The sequence below is a fragment of the Aliidiomarina halalkaliphila genome, from assembly GCF_007096385.1.
GTDB lineage: Bacteria > Pseudomonadota > Gammaproteobacteria > Enterobacterales > Alteromonadaceae > Aliidiomarina > Aliidiomarina halalkaliphila.
Map to the genome: position 1 here is coordinate 1,120,545 of NZ_VJWL01000001.1, position 18,267 is coordinate 1,138,811.

Here is an 18,267-nt window from a genome sequence, read left to right on the forward strand (position 1 = left end):
GTGAAACTCGAGTTCTCCGCTACTTTCAACAATTCCGCCCCAGGGGTGAAACTCGAGTTTATCGCTATCTCCGAGAACGGTGAGATCCGCGTGTAGCCCTCTCCGGGAGTGCGATCTAACAGTTCCACCCCTGGGGCGAAAAGTATGTTTTTGGGGAGTTCCGTGAATTCCACCCCTGGGGCGTAAAGTATGTTTTGGGGGAGCTCCGTGAATTCCACCCCTGGGGCGGAATGTGTTAGTCGGTGGGATCTGGTACGGGGTAGATGACATCAGCGATGCGCATCACGCGCTTGGTACTCTCTTCGAAGAGCGCGATTACTTGTAGGCGGCGCGTCACTTCTGGGGCGGTAATCTCGCCGGAGCGGATTTGCGCCAATAGATCCGTGCGGCGGCTTTTTCTTAAGGCTTTCACGTGCGCTATCGCATCTTCTCGCTCAGCTTCGTTGAGCTGCTTGAGCGAACCGGTGAGCAGCAACTCCATAAAGGCATTCTTGAGTTCTGGGGTCAGCGCCGCATCGATATCTTCCCTCGGAGTATCTTGTAACTCGTGAAACAAGACCCGCAACTGCACACACTCTTCTCGGGCCCAGTTCAGGTTTAAGAATGTTTCGGAAAATTCTTCCAAGCTGCCTTGGGCACCGAGTTTATTGGAGAAGTCTGCAATGGCATCGAGCAGAACGCTGGTGTTGACGTCTTCTTCGGGAGCCGGCTCCGCACCTTCATCGATGGCCTTGCGTCCTCGAGCAAGGAGTTGCTTAAAAACACGTTTGATTTCGTTGTGCATCGCGGGCACCCCCATGGCGGGCATGGCTAGCACGGTACTATCTAAGTAGCGGGGCTTCTCGGAGGTGAGTTCTGGTTGTTTGATCAGGCGTTCCACCCAGCGCAATAGATGGTCGGACAAAAACCACATCAGCAAGATGCCGAGCAAGTTAAATAGCGTATGGAATAGCGCCAGGCCGGTGCTTATGTTCGTACGCCCGTCGCCACCGGCGAGCCAGTTGGAGACCCACCAGAGCGGGACGAGCAAAGTGAGCGCGATGGTTCCGGTGAATACCTTCTCTAGAAGATGAACCATCGCCAAACGTTTCGCATTCGTTGTAGCGCCGATGGAGGCGAGTAGCGACGTTGCCGTGGTGCCGAGGTTCGCGCCGATTACCAGCGATGCGCCGAGTAGTGGGGAGAGCACGCCGGTTACGGACGCAGTAAGAATGATGGCTAACGCTGCCGAGCTGCTTTGTATCAGGGCGGTGAGCACGGCTCCGGCGATCACGCCAAGGAGAATGCCGTACCAGCCGGTGGCGCCGAGGCGGTCAATGGGAATCCATTCGGCTGCGTCGATAAAGCCATCTCGGAGTAGTCCGAGGCCTAGGAAAAGAACACCAAAGCCCGCGAGCGCAAGGCCAATATGGGCCCAACGCGACTTTTTCATAAAGAGTTGCAGCAGCATACCGATGCCGATCAGGGGCAAGGCGATGATTTCTACTTTGAGTTTGAGACCGACGAGGGCGACGATCCATGCGGTCATGGTAGTGCCGACGTTGCTTCCAAACACGACCCAAGCGGCCTGCTTTAGACGCAGCATCCCGGCATTGGTAAAGCCGAGTGTGGCGACGATAACCGCCGACGACGATTGCACGATCGCAGTAATGCTAAACCCGGTGAAAGCGGCTCGTAACTTTGTTTGTGTGGAACGCTCGAGGAACTGATGCAATTTGTTGCCCGCCGCGGATTTTAGGCCGTCGGTCATCATACCCATACCCAGCAGCAGCAAACCCAGACCACCCAACGCCATTGTTACTACAACCCACGTCATCCCCGCCCTCCGTCGCTCAACAATTCCGCCCCAGGGGTGAAATTCGTGTCCCGAGCCTTTTTCAACAGTTTCGCCCCAGGGGTGAAACTCTGTTTTTTGCGCTTACCCTTTGAAATATTCGTATAAACTTAGCAGACCGATGATCACGAAGATACCACTTCCCGCGTATCGAATCGCGTTCAGCGGAAGTTTCTTAGTTAACCAAGCTCCAAAAAAAATCACCGGCAACACAACCAACGTCATACCTACCGCAGCCCCAGACGCTACCCGCAGAATGCTGTCGTAATGGGCCGCAAGCATCATAGTCGCCACCTGTGATTTATCGGCGATTTCAGACACGCTAAAGAGTAGAAAACTTGCCCCAAGGGCTCCCAAGTGAAGATACTTTTTTGGAACATCCGTGGCTTCGTCGGGCTTCTCATTGGGTGATACCAGAATAGCCATCCCCATCGCAATGAATATTACACCGACGATTAGAGCGACCCATTTGCCATTGAGCAAATCGCCGACGAAAAATCCAAGTGTTCCGGCGATCCCATGCATCAACGCTGCCGCAGCCACTAAGCCGATCACAATGGCCCACTTCTGATTGGCGTAACGGGCCGCTAACACTAAGGCGATGAATTGAGTCTTATCACCCATTTCTGCCGCTGCGACGGCTAACAACGCCGTTAAAAATTCAGTCATATTAATATCTTATCGTTTAGAGGTGCCGTTTGCCGCTATCATACCACAAGGCTCTCGAACAATTCCGCCCCAGGGGTGAACTCCGAAATCTTCGCCCCTGGGGCGGAGCTTGTGTTTTTAGACATCTCCGCGAGCGACAAAACTGGCTTAAACCCGCCGCACGAAAGGGTTTCAACAGTTTCACCCCTGGGGCGAAACCCATGTTTTAGGCGGTCTCCGAAATCTTCGCCCCTGGGGCGGAACTTGTGTTTTGACAGAAAAAGGCCTCGCGGTTTCCACCACGAGGCCTAACTAATTGTTTGAATCTAAGCCCTAATAAAAGCTGTATCTATTGGTGACGTGTTCGATAAAGCCTTCGTCTATCAGCTCTTGGAGCGCGTCGTTGAATACCTCAACTTGCTCTTTATCAACGGATTCTTTGCTAAACATCACGTACACTTCCGTTGCTGGAAGGCTAATTTGATGCTTGTCGATAAAGGCACCTAAGCCACGCCGACGAATAATGGACGCGGCCACGAGGTTATCTTCGAGGAAGCCATCAATTTCACCATCCAGAACTCGTGCTACGTTTAGTTCATTTAACATCGCGCCCACAAATTGTGTCGAATATTCAGAGTCGTACATCAAGCTCTGCAGCTCTTCGCCATAGTAGTACTCATTCACCGTTCCCACTCGCAAGCCGGCGGCGAGAAACTCTTCTACATTCGACTGATTGTACTGCGACATCCGGTCGCCGCGCACAAACAGGCTGAACTGCTCGTTACGATAAGGTACAGAGAACCACGCGAACTCATCTCGAGCGGGCGTTTGCGATGCACCCATCACGAAATCGATGTCGCCATTTTGAATCCATTCCATCAGCTCCATCCAGCTGCCTTGCTGCGCCTGAAGGGTGCAATTCATGTGAGACAACGCGCGTTTTGCGATCTCAATATCAACGCCCCCAACTTCACCACCAGCGCTCATATATTGGTAGGGTTCCCAGCTTTCAAAACCGAGAGTTAATTGACATGGAGGAACGTCCCGTTCAAGGGATGCTTCAGTAACACCACGCTCAGGTGCTTGAATTTCCTCGCGTTCTGCCGGGCTACAAGCAGCGAACATGGTTACTGCTACTGCTAACAACATTCCGGATACCCATCTCATGAGGGCCTCCTTTGTTAATGGTTATGAGCCTCGCTTTTAGTGTAGAACACAACCCCAAACGCGCAAGGTTGAACAGTTCCGCCCCAGGGGTGAAACTCGCGGAGCTGCACCAAAACATAGGTTACGCCCCTGGGGTGAATCTCGCGGAGCTGCATCAAAACATAGGTTACGCCCCTGGGGTGAAACTGTTAAACCCTATTACTGACGGAGGCTCCACGCCGATTTCACCGTTCTCGAAAAGAGAGAAAAGTATGACTTCCACCCCTGGGGCGAAAATGTTGAAAATAGAGAAAAGTTCGACTTCCACCCCTGGGGCGGAAATGTTGAAAAGAGAGAAAAGTTCGACTTCCACCCCTGGGGCGGAAATGTTGGGGTGTTGTTGAGAAACGGATGGGTGTAGTATATTTGTATATGTGTATATTCGGATATTTAAATATGATTGAGCAAATATCAGGGCAACTAAAAGCATTAGCAGACCCACATCGGGTTGAATTCTTAGGTTTGTTGCACGCGAAAGGTGAGCTTTGCGTGTGTGAAATCACCTGCGCGTTGAATCAGCCGCAGCCCAAGGTGTCGCGGCACTTGGGGATTATGCGAAATGCCGGTCTGGTAACTGTGGAACGTCGTGGCCAATGGATGTTTTATTCATTAAATCAAGCGCTTCCAGATTGGGTTCAGCAACTCGCTAAGGATGTTGTCGAGCAGAATTCGAGAACGTTCGAACAAGCGTCGAATAATCTGAAGGACATGGAACCGATACCGGAGCGTTGCTGCTAATGGGAATTTTTGAACGTTATTTATCTGTTTGGGTGGCCTTGTGCATCAGTGGTGGCATTGCTTTTGGCCTCTTGGTCCCCGATCTTTTTGCCTGGATTGCCGAAGCGGAATACGCGCAAGTTAATCTAATCGTCGCTGTGCTGATTTGGGCCATGATTTTCCCGATGATGACGCAAGTCAATCTCACCTCCATCAAGCTCGCCACCCGCGAACCCAAAGGCCTTATCCTTACGCTGGTCGTGAACTGGCTGATTAAACCTTTCACCATGTTCGCACTCGGCTATTTTTTCTTCTATATGGTGTTCGCGGACTTCATTTCGCCAGAAAATCAAGCGCAATACTTAGCCGGACTCATCTTGCTCGGGGTCGCGCCTTGTACGGCGATGGTGTTCGTATGGAGCCAACTGACCCGCGGCGACGCGTCCTACACGTTGCTGCAAGTGTCTGTAAATGATGTAATTTTAATCTTCGCATTCGCGCCCATCGCCGGCCTACTCCTCGGCCTCACCGAACTCACGGTGCCTTGGGCCACGCTCACTTTGTCGGTATTGCTATATGTCGTGATTCCTTTCATCGCAGCCATGCTAGTGCGCTGGTGGCTGCTACGCAAAGGCCCTGAAGCCCTGGTGAAATTTCAACTACGCCTCAAACCAACAGCGGTGATCGGCCTTTGCCTTACGGTATTGATTTTATTCGGTTTGCAGGCGCAATCCATCGTCAACAGTCCCTTTGTGATGTTGCTCATCGCGGTTCCTTTGGTGCTGCAAACCTACCTTATCTATGGCATCGCATTGACCGGCGCATGGTATTTACGTCTGCCCTCTCGCATCGCGGCACCGGCCTGTTTAATCGGCACATCGAACTTTTTTGAACTTGCAGTGGCGGTGGCCATCGGCGTTTTTGGCATCACCTCTGGGGCGGCGCTCGCAACCGTCGTTGGCGTGTTAGTGGAAGTCCCGGTGATGCTTTCGTTGGTTGCCTTGTCGAATCGCATGGCACCCTGGCTCAACGCCCGCAGCGAAAATAATTAAGGCTATACGCAAATTTGTAACTTATTGCGTATATCTAGTAATGTGGAATGTCATGAATTTTTTATGTGTCCTTGCGTTTAAGACATCGCAACAGAAGGAATAATGTATGAGCAGTAAAAAAATTCGCGTTGGAATTAATGGATTTGGCCGTATCGGGCGACTTGCGCTTCGCGCTGGCTTTGGCGCCGAAGAGTTTGAATTTGTTATGATTAATGACCCGGGCGGCGACGGTAACTTGATGGCGCACCTGTTGGAGTTCGACTCCACCCATGGCCGTTGGGACCGTAATATCACTAGCGATCCGAACTCCATTACTATTGATGAACAACGCCTGCGTTACACGCAACACAAGGATATTGGCAGCGGCGATTGGTCGGGCTGCGACATCGTGATTGAGGCCTCGGGTAAATTTAAAACCGCCGAAGCGATTCAGGCCTATCTGGATCAAGGCGTCGACCATGTGGTCGTGAGTGCGCCGGTGAAAAGCAAGGGCGTACCCAATGTTGTGGTCGGCGTGAACGATCTGGATTTTGACCCGCTCGAGCATTCTATTGTTAGCGCTGCATCGTGTACTACCAACTGTTTGGCGCCTGTAGTGGCGGTGATTAACGAGCATTTCGGTATCAAGCATGCGTCGATGACGACCATTCATGCGCTCACCAACACCCAGAGCATCTTGGATGCACCGCACAAAGATATCCGCCGAGCTCGCGCGCTTGGCTCGCTGATTCCGACAACCACCGGTTCTGCGCAAGCAATTACCATGATTTTCCCAGAGCTGGAAGGACGCATTAACGGTCACGCCGTGCGCGTTCCGATCGACTGCCCCTCTCTCACCGATGTGGTATTTGAAGTGGAGAAGCCGACGTCTGTGAAAGAGGTGAACGCCGCATTGAAAGCTGCCGCAGACGATGAACTCGCGGGAATTTTGGGCTACGAAGAGCGTCCTTTGGTGTCGATTGACTACAAAACTGACCCCCGCTCGTCGATTGTTGATGCGTTATCGACCATGGTGATCAACGAAACGCAGGTGAAAATTTACGCGTGGTACGACAACGAGTGGGCCTACGCCAACCGCGTTATCGACCTCGCCAAACGCATCGCCACCCGCTAACCACAACAATTCCGCCCCAGGGGTGAAACTCAGGTTTTGAGCTATCTTCGAGACCCGTAGAATCCCCCCACACCCCTTGGCGGCGCTGAGTTTTAACAGTTTCGCCCCAGGGGTGAAACTCAGGTTTTGAGCCTTGTTCAACAATTCCGCCCCTGGGGTGAAACTGTTATCTCAGGGCCTTTTTGAGAAGAAGAATCAATGAATCTGCAGCAATATTTGGTGATTACGGGAAATTATTGGGCGTTTACGCTGACCGATGGCGCCTTGCGTATGCTTGTAGTGCTGTTTTTCCACCAGCTCGGCTACTCCCCTCTCGAAATCGCCATGCTATTCATTTTCTATGAGTTTTTTGGCGTCGTCACGAACCTGTTGGGCGGCTATTTAGGCGCTCGCATTGGGCTCAATCGAACCATGCAAATTGGTTTGGTGCTTCAAATCATTGCCCTCGCAGCACTTACCGTGCCTACCGAATTTCTCACCATTGTGTGGGTGATGGCCGCTCAAGCGATTTCAGGAATCGCTAAAGATCTCAATAAGATGAGCGCAAAAAGCGCGATTAAATTACTGGTTCCTGATAACGCTCAAAGCACTCTTTATAAGTGGGTTGCGATTCTCACTGGCTCGAAGAATGCACTCAAGGGTGTCGGCTTCTTTCTCGGCGGCCTGCTGCTCACGCTGTTTGGATTTGTCGGCGCACTCTACACCTTAATGGCGCTTTTGCTAGTTACGTGGTTGCTCAGTTTAATCATGCTGCAAAGTGAGTTGGGTAAGGCGAAGGCCAAACCTAAGTTCAATGAAATATTCTCAAAAAGCCGAGCAATCAATATCTTATCCGCCGCGCGTATGTTCCTGTTTGGTGCCCGAGATGTGTGGTTCGTTATTGCTCTGCCCGTGGTACTGAGCCAACAGTTTAACTGGGACCACTGGCAAGTTGGCGCGTTTCTCGCCATTTGGGTTATCTTTTACGGCTTTATCCAGGGCATTGCGCCGCGGTTAACTGGACGCGGCCATGGCGATATTGAACAAGGGCCAAGTCGCAACGCCGCCGTACTCTGGGCTGCGGGATTAACGCTCGTGCCGCTAGGAATTGCGTTGTTGCTCAACGCCGGTGTCGCCCCACAGTGGGTGATTGTTATCGGCTTGCTGATGTTCGCGTTTATGTTCGCCGTAAACTCCTCACTGCACAGCTACTTAATTATTCGCTTTGCCAACGCCGACGGCGTATCCCTCGACGTCGGCTTCTACTACATGGCCAACGCCATGGGCCGCCTCATAGGTACAGTCCTTTCCGGTTTGATCTTCCAAACCGCGGGCTTTGTCGCTTGTTTACTGGTCTCCGTCGCCTTCCTCGCCACCAGCACTATCATCGTACGTCGCTTATAACCCTGAAAACACGAGTTTCACCCCAGGGGCACAATTATCGGAGCCGGCCCAAAACACGAGTTTCACCCCAGGGGTGCAATTGTCGGAGTCGGCCGAAAACACGAGTTTCACCCCTGGGGCACAATTGTTAAAAGCTGCATTCGGCGGGGCATGCAGCGCGATTTATGGAACCTCGGAGACACCCTGAAACCTGCATTCCACCCCTGGGGCGGAATTGTTGAAAAAGGCGCTGAAACTGAACTCCACCCCTGGGGCGGAATTGTTGAAAACGGCGCTGAACCTGCATTCCACCCCTGGGGCACAAATGTTGTGGGGGTATAGTTGGCATTCAGGGGATTTATGCGCGGGTTGGGGATTTTCTGATATGGTGAATGGAGAATATACAACAGCGGAGGGCTTGTATGGTGAGCTTGTATGGAGCGAATACGCCGGCGAATGATGTCCGCGATAATTGCGGCTTTGGCCTGATTGCGCATCTCAACGGCGAGGCGAGCCATACACTTATTCAACGGGCAATTACTGCGTTAGCCCGTATGATGCACCGTGGCGCCATTGGCGCCGATGGGAAAACTGGCGACGGTTGCGGCATTTTAATGCAGCTCCCCACTGATTTTTTTCGAACTATTGCCGAAGAACACCAATGGTCGCTGGGCAAAAAATTTGCCATCGGCCAGATTTTTCTAAGCCCAGACCCCAAAAAACAAGCCCACGCAAAGAAGATTCTCGAAGAAGAGCTACAAAAAGAAACCCTGACCATCAACGGCTGGCGCGACACCCCAACTCATCCCGACGTGCTTGGTGAGATTGCGCGTTCCACTCTTCCCGTCATGGCCCAAGTGTTTGTCACTGCCCAGCCGGGATGGCGAAAGAAAGATCTTGAGCGTCGGTTATTTATGGCCCGCCGTCGGGCGGAAAAGCGCCTGCTCGATGACCCCGATTTTTACGTCTGTTCACTCTCGTGCTTGGTGATTGTCTACAAGGGCCTGATGATGCCCGAAGATTTAACCACGTTTTATCCGGATCTCGCCGATACGCGACTAAAAAGCGCGAACTGCGTTTTCCATCAACGCTTTAGCACTAACACGCAACCACGTTGGCCACTGGCGCAGCCGTTTCGATTTCTGGCCCATAACGGCGAAATCAATACAGTCGCGGGCAATCGCCAGTGGGCGCTAGCCCGCAGTTATAAGATGCACAGCCCGTTGCTACCGGATCTACAAGACGCCGCGCCTTTTGTGAGCAATCGCGGCTCTGATTCCTCGTCGCTGGATAATATGCTTGAGCTGCTGCTCGCCGGCGGCATGGATCTGTTCCGCGCGATGCGCCTACTGATTCCACCGGCATGGCAGGGCGACCCGACTATGTCGGCAGAGCTCCGCGCTTTTTACGAATTTAACTCTATGCACATGGAGCCTTGGGATGGCCCCGCCGGCGTGGTGTTAAGCAATGGTCGTCATGTCGCTTGCAGCTTAGATCGCAACGGCTTGCGCCCAGCACGCTACGTGATCACCAACGATAATTATCTGACCGTGGCCTCGGAAGTGGGTACCTGGGATTACGAGCCCGCCGCCGTTACCAAAAAAGGCCGGCTGGGCCCCGGCGAAATGCTGGCGGTAGATACCTACAACGGCAAAATCTGGCGCTCGCGGGAAATTGATATGGATCTGCAATCGCGCCATCCCTACAAAACCTGGCTCGACGCCCATATTTTGCGCCTTACACCTTTTGAAGATACCGATGCGAGTCAGCTTGGAAAGCGTCTGTTCGACGACCCGACTATGGCCACTTTCCACAAGCAGTTTTTCTACACCCGCGAGGAAATTGAACAGGTTATCAAAGTATTAGCCATCGACGGTCAGGAAGCCACGGGCTCCATGGGCGACGATACCCCGGTGGCGGTGCTGTCGAACCAGCCGCGTCAGCTCTACGATTATTTCCGCCAACAGTTTGCTCAGGTCACCAATCCGCCGATTGATCCCATCCGCGAGCGTCACGTAATGTCGCTGGCGACCTGTATTGGTCGTGAACAGAATATGTTTAACGAAACCTCCGGTTACGCTAATCGGGTGTTGTTTGAATCGCCGGTATTGATGTACACGGACTTAAAGCAGCTAAAAAATTTAGATGATGATCACTATGCGTGGCGCACATTTTCGCTTTATTTCGACCCCGAGAAACAGAGCCTACAACAGGCAGTAGAAGCCCTCGCCGACGAGGTAATTACGGCCGTGCGCACCGATAAAATCGTGATTATCATCCTCAGCGACCGCCACATTGCCAAAGGACAACTACCGATTCCTGCGGCCATGGCCACGGGCGCGGTGCAGGCCCGATTGGTGCGCGAACAACTGCGCTGCGACGCCAATATTATCGTGGAGACGGCTTCAGTTCGGGATTCCCACCACTTTGCCGTGCTTATTGGCCTTGGCGCCACGGCGGTGTATCCGTTCTTAGCATATGAAACCATCGAACAGTGGGTTGAGCAGCATCGCATTGATTTGCCAGTGCGCGATGCGGTGCTCAACTATCGCAAAGGCATTAATAAAGGTCTGCTGAAAATTCTGTCGAAAATGGGGATTTCCACAGTGTCGAGTTATCGCGGCGCGGGCCTATTTGAGCTAGTTGGCGTGAGCGACGCCATGCATCATCTTTGTTTCCCGGTGTGTCATCGCCGTATTAATGGCGTCTGCTTCGACGATATTCAGCAAGATCTGCAGCGCCTGCATCACACTGCATGGCTCCCGCGCAAACCCTTGGTGCACGGCGGTTTGTTGAAGTACGTACACGGCGGCGAATACCACGCCTACAACCCAGATGTCGTGACTAGCCTGCAGCAAGCGGCAAACCATCGCGACGCCGATGCCTATGCACGCTATTGCAAGGCGGTGAACGAGCGGCCGGTGGCTATGTTGCGGGATCTCATGCAGCTGGTGCCGCCTGCCAAGCCCGCCAAAGTTGAGCCAGAGAGTAAAGAGCAGCTCTTTACCCGTTTTGATAGCGCGGCTATGTCGATTGGTGCGCTCAGCCCTGAGGCCCATGAGGCCTTGGCGGTGGGTATGAATCGCTTGGGCGGTCATAGTAATTCTGGCGAAGGTGGCGAAGATCCCAAGCGTTTTGGCACCTTTAAGAACTCGCGCATTAAGCAGGTGGCGTCGGGCCGCTTTGGGGTGACCCCTCATTATTTGGTGCACGCCGATGTACTGCAAATCAAAATAGCCCAAGGGGCCAAGCCTGGTGAAGGCGGTCAACTGCCCGGCGAGAAAGTGACCGCAGAAATTGCCCAGCTGCGCTATTCGGTACCTGGGGTAACGCTGATCTCGCCCCCGCCCCACCATGATATCTATTCCATTGAGGATCTGGCCCAGCTGATTTTCGATTTGAAACAAGTAAACCCCAAGGCGTTGGTGTCTGTGAAGTTGGTGTCTGAGCCGGGCATTGGCACCATCGCTACCGGCGTGGCCAAGGCTTATGCGGATTTAATTACCGTGTCGGGCTACGACGGCGGCACTGGCGCAAGCCCGCTCACTTCGGTGAAGTACGCCGGGTCGCCATGGGAGCTAGGGCTAGCCGAAGTGCATGAAGCGTTGGTAAGCAACGGCCTGCGTCATAAGGTGCGTTTGCAGGTGGATGGTGGCCTCAAAACCGGCCTCGACGTGGTAAAAGCGGCGATTCTAGGCGCTGAAAGCTTTGGTTTTGGCACCGCCCCCATGGTGGCTTTGGGCTGCAAATACTTGCGCATCTGCCATTTAAATAACTGCGCGACTGGCGTTGCAACTCAAGATAAAACCCTGCGCGACCACTATTTCTCAGGGCTGCCCGAAAAAGTCGAAAACTATTTTCACCTGCTTGCAGACGAAGTGCGTACTTACTTAGCGGCGCTGGGTGTGGAGAAACTCACCGATCTGATTGGGCGCACGGATTTGTTGGCAAAAGTGAATGACGGTCTTTCGAAGAAGCAATCGCAAGTGGATATTCAGCCGATTTTGGCGTCTGCGGGGGTGCAGTCGTCACTGCCTTTGTATTGCACCGAATCAAACCCGCCTCATGATCGTGGGCAGCTAAATCAACGCTTACTGGCGCAATGCAGCGAAAGTATTGAGCAGCGCCAATCGGCGCAATTTGAGTTTGCCATTCGTAACGACGACCGCTCCGTGGGGGCGAGCTTGAGCGGTTTGATTGCCCGCACGCATGGGCTAAAAGGCCTGAGCGCTACACCCTTAAAACTCCATTTTACCGGCACCGCCGGGCAAAGCTTTGGGGTGTGGAATGCACCGGGGCTGCATCTTCGTTTGCTCGGTGACGCCAACGATTATGTGGGCAAAGGCATGGCCGGTGGTCAGATTGTGCTTGCGCCGGATCCCGCGGCAGACTTTGTTGGCCACGAAGCGGTGATTATGGGCAACACCTGCTTGTATGGTGCCACCGGCGGGCGCCTATATGCAGCGGGTATCGCGGGCGAGCGCTTTGCGGTGCGCAATAGCGGCGCGACGGCAGTAGTTGAGGGCATTGGCGACCACGGATGCGAATATATGACCGGCGGCGTGGTCGTGGTGCTGGGCCCCACCGGCATTAATTTTGGCGCCGGCATGACCGGCGGTATGGCCTATGTACTGGACGAATCCGGCGACTTTGTATCGCGCATGAATGCAGGTTTGGTGGAAACCGTGCCGGTGCAGCAGCAAATTTTGGTGGAGCACTTGCGCAGCCATATTCATGATCATGTGGAGGCCACGGGTAGCGAACTGGCCCGAGATATTCTCGCCAATTTGGAGCAATGGCTGCCGAAGTTTGTGCTCGTGAAGCCTAAGTCTCAGGCTGTGGGCGATATGCTTGGTCACCGACCGCGCTCGAGCGGTTCGATTCGCGTGGAGGTGATGTAATGAGCCGTAACGTGTATCAGTTTGTGGATGTGCGCCGGGTGGACCCGCCGAAGCGGGCGCTGTCGGAGCGCAAAATTGCATTCGTGGAAATTCATGAGCCCATGGCCGGTGAGCAGGTAGCCGGCCAAGCCGATCGCTGCATCGACTGCGGGAATCCCTATTGTGAGTGGCAATGCCCGGTACACAACTATATTCCTCAGTGGTTGGAGTTGGCGGCGGCCGGGAAGTATATCGAAGCGGCGGAATTATCACATCAAACCAATAGTTTACCGGAAGTGTGTGGGCGCGTGTGTCCGCAGGATCGCTTGTGTGAGGGGGCCTGTACCCTCAACGACGACTTTGGTGCGGTGACCATCGGCGCCATCGAGAAACATATTAACGACACTGCGTTTGCCGCCGGATGGCGGCCGGATTTGTCCGGTGTCGTGCGGTTGGATAAGCGGGTCGCAGTGATTGGTGCGGGCCCCGCCGGCTTGGCGTGTGCCGATGTGTTGGCGCGCAATGGTATTGATGCTGTGGTGTTCGACCGCTACCCAGAAATCGGTGGTTTGCTGACCTTTGGCATTCCGGCATTTAAGTTAGAGAAATCGGTGATGACCCAGCGCCGGGAGATTTTCGAGGGCATGGGCATTGAGTTTCGGCTCAATTGCGAGATTGGCACCGATGTGGCCTTTGCAGATATTGTCGATGAGTTTGACGCGGTTTTTGTTGGGCTAGGCACATACAAAGCAGTGGATGGCAAGCTGCCCGGGCTGGATGCGAGCGGCGTGTATCCGGCGCTTTCCTATCTCATTGGCAACACCGGCGAAGTTGAACAGATGACGATGCCGGAGTATCCCTATATTTCCCTGCGTGATCAGAGAGTGGTAGTGCTTGGCGGCGGTGATACGGCGATGGACTGTGTGCGCACCGCGGTGCGCCAGCAGGCCACGAGCGTGGTGTGTGCTTATCGGCGCGATGAGGCCAATATGCCCGGCTCGCGCAAGGAAGTGCAGAACGCGCGGGAAGAAGGCGTGGTATTTGAATTTAATTTGCAGCCGCTAGAGATTGTGTCGGAAAACGGTGCCGTGACCGGGGTGCGTTTTGTGCGTACGGCTCTTGGCCCGGCCGATGGCGCTGGCCGACGCAAACCGGAACCGGTGCCCGATTCTGAGTTCGTGATGCCTGCCGATGCGGTGGTGCTCGCGTTTGGTTATCAAGCGAATCCCCCCGCGTGGTTGCTGGAGGCTGGCGTTGAAGTGAATGAATCGGGCTTGGTGGTGGCAGCCGATCCTTCTGAGGATGGTTTGGGGGTTGCCGCTTCTGGGAGCTCTATTGGAACCGAGTCTGACGCTGATTTCGACGCTCATGAAACGCACGACGGTTCTAGAACTGAAACCGCTTCGCAGCAAAAAGTACCTCTTCCCTTGCAAACCAGCAACCCGAAAATATTCGCCGGCGGCGATATGGTGCTAGGCGCCGACCTCGTGGTCACCGCCATCGCCCAAGGCCGCGCCGCCGCCAACGCCATCACCGACCACCTCACCCTCTGAGCCGGGCTTCAACAACTCCGCCCCAGGGGTGAAACTCATATTCTCAGCGGGGTTCAACAATTGTGCCCCAGGGGTGAAACTGGTTTTTTCCCCGATCTCCGCGATCGAACAAATCCCCCACACCCCGCTCCCCCATTGGAGTTCAACAACTCCACCCCAGGGGTGAAACTCGTGTTTCGCAGCATCTCCAACCGTTCCGCCCCAGGGGTGAAACTCGTGTTTCGCGGCATCTCCAACCGTTCCGCCCCAGGGGGTGAAACTCGTGTTTCGCGGCATCTCCAACAACTCCGCCCCAGGGGTGAAACTCGTGTTTTAAGCGCGGATATTGCGCTGAATGGGGCTTTGTAAGGAGATTAATGTTTCCGTGGATTGGATTTCGTCGATGACCTGCAGCCGCTCGATCAGCAAGCGCTGTAAGTCGTCGATGTTCTTTACTAACACCTTGATGAGTACGCTGTATTGGCCTGTGGTGTAGTAGGCCTCGGTAACTTCCGGTAGTGCTTTTAGCTTTTCTAACGCAGATGGATAATCGCCAGCCTGACGCAAGATAATGCCGATGAAACAACAAATGTCGTAGCCGAGTTTGCGGTGATCAATCGCTAATTTGGCGCCGGTAACTATCCCCGCTTTACGCATTTTCTCAACCCGTACATGCACGGTTGCAGGCGACACGCCGTTCGCTTTGGCAATCTCTGCGTATGAAAGGCGCGCGTTGTCGCTTAACGCGTTCAATATTTTTTTATCTAAATTATCGATCATCTAAGCAAACTCCCTATTTACGCGCTTATAATAACGAATACTTAAATAAATAGCCAAATTTTAAAATATATCCACATCATAATTAGCTTTTGTTAAAACACTATTGAACACATAGACACTTTGACGATAAAACATCTACATAGCATCAACGCATATACAATTTAACGTGAGAGGTTCCCATGAAAGCCGTATTCTTAACTCAACAGCATGAAATTCGATATATAAAACAGAAATTTACCGATGCGCTCTGTGCGGCCCTGAACCTTACTGAAATCCAAGCGCCAATTCTTACGGACCCTACAGAAGGGGTTCAGGATACGTTGTCGGGTCATGAAAAGGCGGTACAAGTTCCGGTAAAGGCGTTGCAGCGTGATTTCGAAGTGGTGCATTCGTTGGCCAAGTGGAAACGCGCAACGCTAGGTCAATATGGGTTCGAGGCGGGCGAAGGAATTGTGACGCAAATGAAGGCTCTGCGCCCGGATGAAGATCAACTGAGCGCTGTGCATTCTGTGTTTGTGGATCAATGGGATTGGGAGCAGGTTATTTCTGGCGAACAGCGTTCGCAATCACAATTGCATGCGACGGTGAAAGCGATCTACGCAGCATTACAAAGCACTCTCGCCGAATACAAAGCAGGCTTTGGTAGCGACCTCCACCTGCCAGAACAGATCACCTTTCTCACTAGCGAGGAATTGCTTCAGGCCTATCCTGAGTTTTCACCCAAGGAGCGTGAGCATGCAGCGGCCGAACAATATGGCGCCATTTTTCTTGAGGGTATTGGCGGTCAGTTGAGTGATGGCAGTATCCACGATGTGCGCGCCCCCGACTATGACGATTGGTCGCTCAACGGCGATATTATTGTTTGGAACCCCGTTCTGAAACAGTCTCTTGAGCTAAGCTCTATGGGTATTCGTGTAGACCGTGCCGCCTTGCTCAAGCAACTCACCAGCGCCGGCCGAACCGAAAGTGAGGCTTTGCCATGGCACCAGAAGCTACTTTCAGGGCAGCTACCCCAAACCGTCGGTGGCGGCATCGGCCAATCGCGCTTGTGCATGTGGATGATGCAAAAGCCTCACATCGGCTATGTACAACACGGCGTATGGTGCCCCACCACCAAATCTCAATTCGCGGACTTGCTCTAAAACAACACTTCCGCCCCAGGGGTGGAATTCACGAACCCAGACTGAAACAACACTTCCGCCCCAGGGGTGGAATTGTTGCATTCCAGCATTAATAAGTGATGCACAGCGATTGAACTCTCATCGAAGACGCGTAAAAACATGGTTTTCGCCCCAGGGGTAGAATTATCGAACCTGGTCAAAAACCTGACTTTCACCCCAGGGGCAGAATTGTTTTAATCATGGATTGATAACCATTCTCATTTGTGTTTATACTATATACATCGATAAATGAGGTGGTTTTATGTACGTTTGCCTGTGTAAAGGTGTAACCGACAAACAAATCAGCAAGGCTGTGGAAAGCGGCGCTTGCACTATGCGTGACTTGCGTCAAGAGTTTGGCGTCGGCTCGCAGTGTGGTAAATGTACTTGCCACGCACGCGACGTGTTGCACGACAGTTTGCACGCGCGCCCTGATGTTATTGAAGTGCCTATCCGTGATGCGGCTACACCTTTCAACGCCGATATCCTGTACACCTAAGTCCTACCCTCGGGACTGACATTCAATCTATCTCCAAACCGCCAGCGCACCGCGTTGGCCGCTCAGTTAATGTGCCTTGCTCTTGAGTTCCACCCCTGGGGCATAATTGTTGAAGATGCCTCGGAAACTGAATTACACCCCTGGGGCATAATTGTTGAAGATGCCTCGGAAACCGAATTACACCCCTGGGGCGGAACTGTTTAAAGTCAACTGTGGCGGGGCTGTGTGGCGATTTTGCTGATCGCGGAGATGCGCCAAACCTTGAATTCCACCCCTGGGGCATAATTGTTGAAGATGCCTCGGAAACTGAATTCCACCCCTGGGGCACAATTGTTGTAGCGCCCCCAAAACGGGAGTTTCACCCCTGGGGCGAAATTGTTGTGGAAAAGTGGGGAGGGCTTGAATTTGGGGCGTGGGAGGCCTACTCTTATTGGATGAAATATGTTGCTGTGACAATACATTAGCGATGTCTGTTGGGCAGGTGCAATGAGGCGTCAATCAAGGGCGACATATCCGATTACACAGTGGAGGTAGCTATGCGAGGAAATTCAGTGGTGTTGGCGGCACTAAACAAGGTGCTGACTCGGAAACTGACAGCCATTAATCAGTATTTCCTGCATGCGCGGATGTTTAAAAATTGGGGATTCGCGGTGCTGAACGAGCGCATTTATAAGGCGTCAATCGAAGAAATGAAGCACGCTGATGATGTGATTGAGCGCATCTTACTCCTCGATGGCTTGCCAAATTTGCAAGAACTCGGAAAGCTTTACATTGGCGAAGAGCCCGCGGAAATGCTGAAGCTCGACGACAAGTTGCAAACCGAAGACATCCGTCACATTCGTGATGCCATCGCTATTTGCGAATCAGAAAAAGATTTCGTAAGTCGAAAAATTCTCGCCACCATTCTTGAACAGCAGGAGGAACATCAAGACTGGCTGGATACCCAGTGCAGCCTGATCGACACCCTCGGCGTTGAAAATTATCTGCAGCAGCAGCTTTAAGGAGTGATTTGATGTCGAAAGCGAGTTCGAAAATCACCGATGCACTCAATGGCCTGCTCGCATGGGAGCTAACGTCCATTGATCAATATACAGATCATTCGGAAAAATACGCGGATTGGGGCTTCTCGAAATTAGCAGAGCGGATTTCCCATGAGGCCGACGACGAGCGTCTGCACGCAAAAATGCTTATCGAGCGCATCCTTTATCTGGGCGCTGAACCGAATATGGAAAACCGCCACCCTCTGCCCGATGCGGATACGGTTCCAGAAATGCTGGCGGCGGATCTGGAGCTTGAACGACAAAACGCCACGGCCCTAAAAGCCGCCATTCAATTGTGTGAAAGCGAAAAAGATTTCGTAACTCGCGATACCTTGGTGCAAATACTCAGAGATACCGAGGAAGATCACGCTTATTGGTTGCGCCAGCAACTTGGTTTGATCCATCGCCTCGGTTTGGAGCGTTTCTTACAAGCAATGATGTAA

General features: G+C 52.9%; 14 protein-coding genes. 10 read left to right on the forward strand and 4 right to left on the reverse strand.

Annotated elements, in window-relative coordinates; translation table 11 throughout:
- Positions 1-235: 235 nt before the first annotated feature.
- The 3 genes from FM042_RS05145 to FM042_RS05155 form a co-directional block, all read right to left on the reverse strand.
- Positions 236-1,816, reverse strand: a complete 1,581-nt coding sequence (locus FM042_RS05145; RefSeq protein WP_143234980.1) for a Na/Pi cotransporter family protein — start codon at positions 1,814-1,816, stop codon at positions 236-238.
- Between the two features lie 102 nt (positions 1,817-1,918).
- The gene (locus FM042_RS05150; RefSeq protein WP_143234982.1) at positions 1,919-2,503 is read right to left on the reverse strand and encodes a TMEM165/GDT1 family protein; all 585 of its coding nucleotides are present in this window, start codon (positions 2,501-2,503) and stop codon (positions 1,919-1,921) included.
- Between the two features lie 312 nt (positions 2,504-2,815).
- On the reverse strand, positions 2,816-3,649 hold the full coding sequence (locus FM042_RS05155) for a substrate-binding periplasmic protein (RefSeq protein WP_143234984.1): 834 nt from the start codon (positions 3,647-3,649) through the stop codon (positions 2,816-2,818).
- 435 nt (positions 3,650-4,084) lie between these two features.
- Between FM042_RS05155 and FM042_RS05160 the strand changes: the two genes are divergently transcribed.
- The 6 genes from FM042_RS05160 to FM042_RS05185 all read left to right on the forward strand — a co-directional run bounded on the left by FM042_RS05160 (position 4,085) and on the right by FM042_RS05185 (position 14,366).
- Positions 4,085-4,426 (forward strand): ArsR/SmtB family transcription factor, encoded by a 342-nt coding sequence (locus FM042_RS05160; RefSeq protein ID WP_185960708.1) that lies wholly within the window; start codon positions 4,085-4,087, stop codon positions 4,424-4,426.
- Positions 4,426-5,457: an ACR3 family arsenite efflux transporter gene (gene arsB / locus FM042_RS05165; protein WP_143234988.1), complete on the forward strand. Its 1,032-nt coding sequence runs from the start codon at positions 4,426-4,428 to the stop codon at positions 5,455-5,457. Before FM042_RS05160 ends, arsB begins: the two co-directional genes overlap by 1 nt.
- Before the next feature lie 106 nt (positions 5,458-5,563).
- On the forward strand, positions 5,564-6,571 hold the full coding sequence (locus FM042_RS05170; protein WP_143234990.1) for an ArsJ-associated glyceraldehyde-3-phosphate dehydrogenase: 1,008 nt from the start codon (positions 5,564-5,566) through the stop codon (positions 6,569-6,571).
- A gap of 198 nt (positions 6,572-6,769) precedes the next feature.
- Positions 6,770-7,954, forward strand: coding sequence for an organoarsenical effux MFS transporter ArsJ (gene arsJ, locus FM042_RS05175; RefSeq protein ID WP_143234992.1), 1,185 nt, complete (start codon positions 6,770-6,772; stop codon positions 7,952-7,954).
- 404 nt (positions 7,955-8,358) lie between these two features.
- On the forward strand, positions 8,359-12,834 hold the full coding sequence (gene gltB, locus FM042_RS05180; protein ID WP_408608848.1) for a glutamate synthase large subunit: 4,476 nt from the start codon (positions 8,359-8,361) through the stop codon (positions 12,832-12,834).
- On the forward strand, positions 12,834-14,366 hold the full coding sequence (locus FM042_RS05185; protein ID WP_232366364.1) for an FAD-dependent oxidoreductase: 1,533 nt from the start codon (positions 12,834-12,836) through the stop codon (positions 14,364-14,366). The genes gltB and FM042_RS05185 overlap by 1 nt, the downstream gene beginning before the upstream one ends.
- 312 nt (positions 14,367-14,678) lie before the next feature.
- Here FM042_RS05185 and asnC read toward each other — a convergent pair whose 3' ends face one another.
- The gene (asnC, locus tag FM042_RS05190; RefSeq protein WP_143234996.1) at positions 14,679-15,125 is read right to left on the reverse strand and encodes a transcriptional regulator AsnC; all 447 of its coding nucleotides are present in this window, start codon (positions 15,123-15,125) and stop codon (positions 14,679-14,681) included.
- A gap of 179 nt (positions 15,126-15,304) precedes the next feature.
- On the opposite strand from asnC, the gene asnA reads away from it, so the two are divergent.
- The 4 genes from asnA (at position 15,305) to bfr (FM042_RS05210) (ending at position 18,267) form a co-directional block, all read left to right on the forward strand.
- The gene (asnA, locus tag FM042_RS05195; RefSeq protein ID WP_143234998.1) at positions 15,305-16,267 is read left to right on the forward strand and encodes an aspartate--ammonia ligase; all 963 of its coding nucleotides are present in this window, start codon (positions 15,305-15,307) and stop codon (positions 16,265-16,267) included.
- Between the two features lie 280 nt (positions 16,268-16,547).
- Positions 16,548-16,784, forward strand: a complete 237-nt coding sequence (locus FM042_RS05200) for a bacterioferritin-associated ferredoxin (RefSeq protein ID WP_143235000.1) — start codon at positions 16,548-16,550, stop codon at positions 16,782-16,784.
- A gap of 536 nt (positions 16,785-17,320) precedes the next feature.
- Positions 17,321-17,785, forward strand: coding sequence for a bacterioferritin (gene bfr / locus FM042_RS05205; RefSeq protein WP_143235002.1), 465 nt, complete (start codon positions 17,321-17,323; stop codon positions 17,783-17,785).
- 11 nt (positions 17,786-17,796) lie between these two features.
- Positions 17,797-18,267 carry a bacterioferritin gene (bfr, locus tag FM042_RS05210; RefSeq protein WP_143235004.1) on the forward strand — a complete coding sequence of 157 codons (471 nt, stop codon included), beginning with the start codon at positions 17,797-17,799 and terminating at the stop codon, positions 18,265-18,267.

Excerpts from the sequence above, each read along its gene's own strand:
- FM042_RS05160 (WP_185960708.1), top strand. The coding sequence starts at position 4,085 with ATGATTGAGCAAATATCAGGGCAACTAAAAGCATTAGCAGACCCACAT.
- asnA (WP_143234998.1), top strand. The coding sequence starts at position 15,305 with ATGAAAGCCGTATTCTTAACTCAACAGCATGAAATTCGATATATAAAA.
- FM042_RS05155 (WP_143234984.1), bottom strand. The coding sequence starts at position 3,649 with ATGAGATGGGTATCCGGAATGTTGTTAGCAGTAGCAGTAACCATGTTC.
- FM042_RS05150 (WP_143234982.1), bottom strand. The coding sequence starts at position 2,503 with ATGACTGAATTTTTAACGGCGTTGTTAGCCGTCGCAGCGGCAGAAATG.
- FM042_RS05145 (WP_143234980.1), bottom strand. The coding sequence starts at position 1,816 with ATGACGTGGGTTGTAGTAACAATGGCGTTGGGTGGTCTGGGTTTGCTG.
- FM042_RS05170 (WP_143234990.1), top strand. The coding sequence starts at position 5,564 with ATGAGCAGTAAAAAAATTCGCGTTGGAATTAATGGATTTGGCCGTATC.
- arsJ (WP_143234992.1), top strand. The coding sequence starts at position 6,770 with ATGAATCTGCAGCAATATTTGGTGATTACGGGAAATTATTGGGCGTTT.
- bfr (WP_143235004.1), top strand. The coding sequence starts at position 17,797 with ATGTCGAAAGCGAGTTCGAAAATCACCGATGCACTCAATGGCCTGCTC.
- FM042_RS05185 (WP_232366364.1), top strand. The coding sequence starts at position 12,834 with ATGAGCCGTAACGTGTATCAGTTTGTGGATGTGCGCCGGGTGGACCCG.
- FM042_RS05200 (WP_143235000.1), top strand. The coding sequence starts at position 16,548 with ATGTACGTTTGCCTGTGTAAAGGTGTAACCGACAAACAAATCAGCAAG.
- bfr (WP_143235002.1), top strand. The coding sequence starts at position 17,321 with ATGCGAGGAAATTCAGTGGTGTTGGCGGCACTAAACAAGGTGCTGACT.
- arsB (WP_143234988.1), top strand. The coding sequence starts at position 4,426 with ATGGGAATTTTTGAACGTTATTTATCTGTTTGGGTGGCCTTGTGCATC.
- asnC (WP_143234996.1), bottom strand. The coding sequence starts at position 15,125 with ATGATCGATAATTTAGATAAAAAAATATTGAACGCGTTAAGCGACAAC.